The sequence below is a fragment of the Streptomyces sp. SID3212 genome (genome assembly GCF_009865405.1).
Classification (GTDB): domain Bacteria; phylum Actinomycetota; class Actinomycetes; order Streptomycetales; family Streptomycetaceae; genus Streptomyces.
Window position 1 is genome coordinate 1 of the sequence record NZ_WWJY01000767.1, and the last position, 5,961, is coordinate 5,961.

Annotated in this window: 5 protein-coding genes; all 5 read left to right on the forward strand. The window is 69.6% G+C overall.

Annotation, left to right across the window (positions count from 1 at the left end; translation table 11 throughout):
• A partial coding sequence (locus GT042_RS23185) for an ATP/GTP-binding protein (protein ID WP_161310656.1) occupies nt 1–582 on the forward strand: 582 nt, incomplete at its 5' end.
• A gap of 339 nt (nt 583–921) precedes the next feature.
• Nucleotides 922–4,188, forward strand: coding sequence for a nitrate- and nitrite sensing domain-containing protein (locus GT042_RS23190; RefSeq protein WP_161310657.1), 3,267 nt, complete (start codon nt 922–924; stop codon nt 4,186–4,188).
• A gap of 10 nt (nt 4,189–4,198) precedes the next feature.
• Nucleotides 4,199–4,612: a roadblock/LC7 domain-containing protein gene (locus GT042_RS23195; RefSeq protein ID WP_040028900.1), complete on the forward strand. Its 414-nt coding sequence runs from the start codon at nt 4,199–4,201 to the stop codon at nt 4,610–4,612.
• A 98-nt stretch (nt 4,613–4,710) separates the two neighbouring features.
• Nucleotides 4,711–5,403, forward strand: coding sequence for a DUF742 domain-containing protein (locus GT042_RS23200; RefSeq protein WP_161310658.1), 693 nt, complete (start codon nt 4,711–4,713; stop codon nt 5,401–5,403).
• Nucleotides 5,384–5,961, forward strand: a 578-nt coding sequence (locus GT042_RS23205) for an ATP/GTP-binding protein (protein ID WP_161310659.1), incomplete at its 3' end; no start/stop codon positions are given. The genes GT042_RS23200 and GT042_RS23205, both read left to right, overlap by 20 nt.

Below are 5,961 nucleotides of genomic sequence, written 5' to 3' on the forward strand. Positions count from 1 at the left end.
GACTTCGGAAGCTCTAGCGGCGGAGGAGCAGCCCGCTCAACCACCAGCGCGAAGATCGTGGTGGCGGGCGGCTTCGGCGTGGGCAAGACCACGTTCGTCGGCGCCGTCTCGGAGATCAACCCGCTGCGTACCGAAGCCGTCATGACGTCCGCGTCAGCCGGCATCGACGACCTCACCCACACCGGAGACAAGACCACCACCACCGTGGCCATGGACTTCGGCCGCATCACCCTCGACCAAGACCTCATCCTCTACCTCTTCGGCACCCCCGGACAGGACCGCTTCTGGTTCATGTGGGACGACCTCGTCCGCGGCGCCATCGGCGCCGTCGTCCTCGTCGACACCCGCCGCCTCGCCGACTGCTTCCCCGCCGTCGACTACTTCGAAAACTCAGGACTCCCCTTCGTCATCGCCCTCAACGGCTTCGACGGACACCAGCCCTACACCCCCGACGAAGTACGCGAAGCACTCCAGATCGGACCCGACACCCCCATCATCACCACCGACGCACGCCACCGCGCCGACGCCAAAAGCGGCCTCATCACCCTCGTCGAACACGCACTCATGGCACGACTCAAGTAGACGGACGGCTACGGCAGTTGCTGTAGCCCGCGCCGGGTGCGGGCTGTGTCGTGCGACACGGCCCGCCTCGGCCTTCATAACGTTTAGACAGAGAATTGACGGGCTGCGGACACCCGACGCACTCAACTGGTATCACTGCGCTCACATCACCTCCCCTTTTTGTTCCCGCTCGGCCTTTATGCCCCTTTTATTTGAGGCGTGGATCACTCGGAACGGCCGATTCCCACTGTTTGGAGTGGGACCACTCCCCGTGCTGGAATTCGGCGACTCCCGAGTTTGTACGGCCCTGAACGAGAAACGGCACAGCGTAGGTGCCGGCGCCGAGAGGTTGTTGGTCGAGTGAGGCGAAGCAAGGCGAGCTCCGCGGAGCAACAGACGCGGGGCAACTTCACCCCGCCACCGCGGTCGGCGGCGCCGTCCGCGGAACCGGCCGGCGCGCCCTCCGCGCCCGGCAGCTCCAGCCGGCTCTCGCCGCGCAACTGGCGTGTGGCCACCCGGCTGAACGCCATTCTGCTGATCCCGGTCCTGGTCGGACTGGTGATGGGCGGCTTCCAGGTCAAGGGGTCGGTCGACACCTGGCAGGAGGCCCAGGACGCGGAGAAGACGGCCCTCGTCGTGCGCGCCGCCTCCGAGTACGGCCAGGCGCTGCTCAACGAGCGCGACCTCACCGCGCAGCCCCTGCTGACGAACAAGCGCGACGCGCAGATCGTCGTACGGACCAGGGCGGCCACCGACGCGGCGAAGAAGAAGTTCGACGTCGCGGTCCGGGACATGCCGGCCAAGCAGGGCCTCGAACGCCGCCTCAGCATCTTCCGCGGGGAGGAGCCCAAGCTCGCCGCCATCCGCAAGACCGCGTACACCGCGGCGGTGGAGACCCCGGACAAGACCGACAACAACGGCGGCCCCGTGGCGACCGAAGAGGGATACGTGCTGGTCCAGCACTCCCTCATGGAGTTCGCCAACGAGCTGGGCCTCGGCACCGGCAACATCACCAGCTACGGCCGTACGGTGTACGCCCTCCAGCTCGCCAAGGCCGCCGAGTCGCTCCAGCGCTCGATCGGCATGCACCTGCTCGTCAGGCCGAGCCAGAAGGACCAGGTCAGGGGCGGGCAGACCATCGCCTTCTCGTCGTACGCCTACCTGGAGAGCGTCTCCGTCGCGGAGTACGTCTCCGGCGGCACCGCGGCCGACACGGTCCGGCTCCAGCAGGTCATGAAGCAGAAGGCCGCCGAGGGGGCGAAGAAGCTCGCCGCCGCCGGCCAGCAGGCCGCCGCCGCGGGCCAGGACTTCACCCCGCCCCCCAGCCAGGAGGGCTCGGTCTTCGACGGCATGGTCGCCGCGATCGCCACCGGCGCCACCCCCGAGCAGCTCGCGGCGCGGGGGGTCACCCCGGACGTGTGGATGGCCGCCGCCACCGCCAAGTTCGACGGCTACACCGTGGTCGAGAAGGAACTCGTCGACAAGGCCGTCGCGGACGCCGCGCAGATCTCCACCAACGCCAGGAACGACGCGATCACCAACGGCGCCATCGTCGTGATCGCCCTGCTCATCGCCTTCATCCTGGCCGGGATGATGGCCCGCCAGATGAGCCGCTCGATGCGCGAGCTGCGCACGGCGGCGTTCTCCATCGCCGAGCAGCGGCTGCCGATGCTGGTCGACCAGCTGTCCCGTACCGAACCGGGCCGCGTCGACACCCGCGTCCAGCCCATCCCGATCGACTCGCGCGACGAGATCGGCGAGGTCGCCCGCGCCTTCGACCAGGTCCACCGCGAGGCGGTCAGGCTCGCGGCCGAGCAGGCCATGCTCCGCGGAAACGTCAATGCGATCTTCACGAACCTCTCGCGCCGCAACCAGTCCCTGATCGAGGGCCAGCTGACCCTCATCACGGACCTGGAGAACAACGAGGGCGACCCGGACCAGCTGGAGAGCCTCTTCAAGCTCGACCACCTGGCCACCCGCATGCGCCGCAACGGCGAGAACCTGCTGGTCCTCGCCGGTGAGGAGCCGGGCCGCCGGTGGAACCAGCCGGTGCCGCTGGTGGACGTGCTGCGCGCCGCCTCCTCGGAGGTCGAGTCGTACGCCCGTATCGAACTCACCGGCGTCCCCGAGACCGAGATCCACGGCCAGGCCGTCACCGACCTCGTGCACCTGCTCGCCGAGCTGCTGGAGAACGCCACCACGTTCTCCTCGCCGCAGACCAAGGTCCGGGTGACCGCCACGCGGCTGCCCGACGGCCGGGTGATGGTCGAGATCCACGACAAGGGCATCGGCCTGACCGCCGAGGACTTCGCGGACATCAACCACAAGCTGGCCAACCCGCCGACCGTGGACGCCGCCGTCTCCCAGCGCATGGGCCTGTTCGTGGTCGGCCGGCTGGCCGACCGGCACGGCATCCGGGTCCAGCTGCGCCCCTCGGGCGAGCAGGCGGGCACGACGTCGCTGGTGATGCTCCCCGACGCGATCACGCACGGCGGTGGCGGCGAACCGACCGCCCAGACCGACGACTTCACGGTCTCCCAGATCATCCCGGACCAGGAACCGCCCGCCGAGGTACGGTCCTTCCCCACGGCGCCCATGCTGACGGCGGCCGAACTCGGCTTCGACGACTCGAAGTACGAGACGCCGGCCGAGGAGCCGGGCCCCGCCCAGGACGGCCGCCGGCTCGACCCCGTCAACCGCACCCTGCGGCGCGAGGAACGGCGCGCGGCGCTGGGCGGCCCTGAGAGCCCCGAGGGACCGCTCTTCAGCGACCAGGTCGACGGGCAGTACCGGGAGGGCTCCGAGGCCGCCTACGCGCCTCAGGAGGCCCCGTACACCCCGGACTTCGCCCCGCAGCCGGCGACGGCGGAGGCACCGGCCACGGACGGGTACGGTCCCGGCGGGTACGAGGAGTACCGCGCGCCCGAGCCCTACGGCACCCCCGACGGGTACCAGGAGCCCCAGGCACCCGCCTATGCGGAGGCCGGCTACCCGGACCTGCCGAACGGTGAGATCCCGTACCAGAACGGTTTCGACGCCCAACCCCACCAGGGTGACTGGGGCGATCAGGGCGGATACCAGGGCGCGTACCCCCCGGCGGCCCCCGCGGAACCGGAATCTTCACAGGTCGCACCCGAGATCCCCGCCGACCGCGTAGGCTTCGACCGTCCGGGTCCCTCTCCGAGCACCAGTCACGCGCTGACCGGCGCGGGACTGCCGCGCCGGGGCGGTGGCCGGCAGGCCCAGGAGTGGCAGCCCACCGGTCAGAACGACGGACAGCCGGGCCGGACTCCCCCGGCCGGCGGCGAGTTGGACACCGGGACGGCGGACACCGAGGACTGGCGTTCCAAGAACGACGACCGTTGGCAGCGGGCCGAGAAGCTCCGCGAGCCGAAGGCGGGCGGGGTCACCCCGTCCGGTCTTCCCCGCCGGGTGCCCAAGGCCAATCTGGTCGAGGGAACGGCGGAGAGCACCCCGCAGGGCGGCCCCCAGGTCTCCCGTGCTCCGGAGGACGTGCGCGGCAGGTTGAGCAACCTGCGGCGCGGGGTCCTGCGGGGACGCAACGCAGGAGCGGACACGAACGGACCGGGCCACGGCCCGGGCAGTACCTACAACCAGGAGCGTTAGTGTGAGCCCGATGAGCCAGGCGGCGCAGAATCTGAACTGGTTGATCACCAACTTTGTGGACAACACCCCCGGGGTGTCCCACACGGTGGTGGTCTCCGCCGACGGACTCCTGCTCGCCATGTCCGACGGTTTCCCCCGCGACCGGGCCGATCAGCTCGCGGCCGTGGCGTCCGGGCTGACCTCGCTGACCGCGGGGGCGTCCCGGATCTTCGAGGGGGGCGCCGTCAACCAGACCGTCGTGGAGATGGAGCGCGGCTTCCTCTTCCTGATGTCCATCTCGGACGGCTCCTCGCTGGCCGTGCTCGCCCACCCCGAGGCCGACATCGGCCTGGTGGGCTACGAGATGGCCCTGTTGGTCGACCGCGCCGGTACGGTCCTCACACCGGACCTCCGCGCCGAACTCCAGGGAAGTCTGCTCAACTGACAGACAGTGCAGTTCTCGCCACCGCACCATAGGGTGCGGTGGCGCGCGGCTCCACAGGCACACCAAAGGACCGGCGACCGGCAGTCGGAGGAGGAAACGTGGCTACACCCCCAGGCGGACATCCCTATGACGGTGTCCGGCAGCCCACGGGAGAGCAGGCCCGGAACCGCTTCAACTTCCCGTCCGCGCCGAGCGGTCAGGGCGATCAGAGCAGACAGGGCGGTCAGGGCGGTCAGGGCGGTCAGGGCGGTCAGGGCGGTCAGGGCGGTCAGGGCGGTCAGGGTAATCCTGGCGGCCAGGGAGGTCAGGGCGGCGGTTACGGCGGACCGGGCGGTCAACACCAGCCCTACCCGCCGCAACACCAGTACAACCAGCCCCGGACGCCCCGTATCCAACCGGTGCAGCAGCAGCCCCGGCGCTCGTCCGCGCCCGACCCGTCCAGGGACACCCACAACCCGTTGGTGCGCCCGTACGCCATGACCGGTGGACGGACCCGCCCGCGATACCAGCTCGCCATCGAGGCACTGGTCAGTACGACGGCCGATCCGTCCCGGCTGCAAGGGCAGTTGCCCGAGCACCAGCGGATCTGCCAGCTGTGTTTCGAGATCAAGTCGGTCGCCGAGATCTCGGCCCTTCTCTCCATTCCCCTCGGCGTCGCCCGGATCCTCGTAGCCGACCTGGCGGAGGCCGGACTTGTCGCCATCCATCAGCCCGGCGGCGACGAGACCGCCGGCGGTCAGCCAGACGTGACACTGCTCGAAAGGGTGCTCAGTGGACTTCGGAAGCTCTAGCGGCGGAGGAGCAGCCCGCTCAACCACCAGCGCGAAGATCGTGGTGGCGGGCGGCTTCGGCGTGGGCAAGACCACGTTCGTCGGCGCCGTCTCGGAGATCAACCCGCTGCGTACCGAAGCCGTCATGACGTCCGCGTCAGCCGGCATCGACGACCTCACCCACACCGGAGACAAGACCACCACCACCGTGGCCATGGACTTCGGCCGCATCACCCTCGACCAAGACCTCATCCTCTACCTCTTCGGCACCCCCGGACAGGACCGCTTCTGGTTCATGTGGGACGACCTCGTCCGCGGCGCCATCGGCGCCGTCGTCCTCGTCGACACCCGCCGCCTCGCCGACTGCTTCCCCGCCGTCGACTACTTCGAAAACTCAGGACTCCCCTTCGTCATCGCCCTCAACGGCTTCGACGGACACCAGCCCTACACCCCCGACGAAGTACGCGAAGCACTCCAGATCGGACCCGACACCCCCATCATCACCACCGACGCACGCCACCGCGCCGACGCCAAAAGCGGCCTCATCACCCTCGTCGAACACGCACTCATGGCACGACT

Bases quoted from the DNA above. Each gene is read 5' to 3' on its own strand.
- GT042_RS23195 (WP_040028900.1), top strand. From the start codon at position 4,199: ATGAGCCAGGCGGCGCAGAATCTGAACTGGTTGATCACCAACTTTGTG.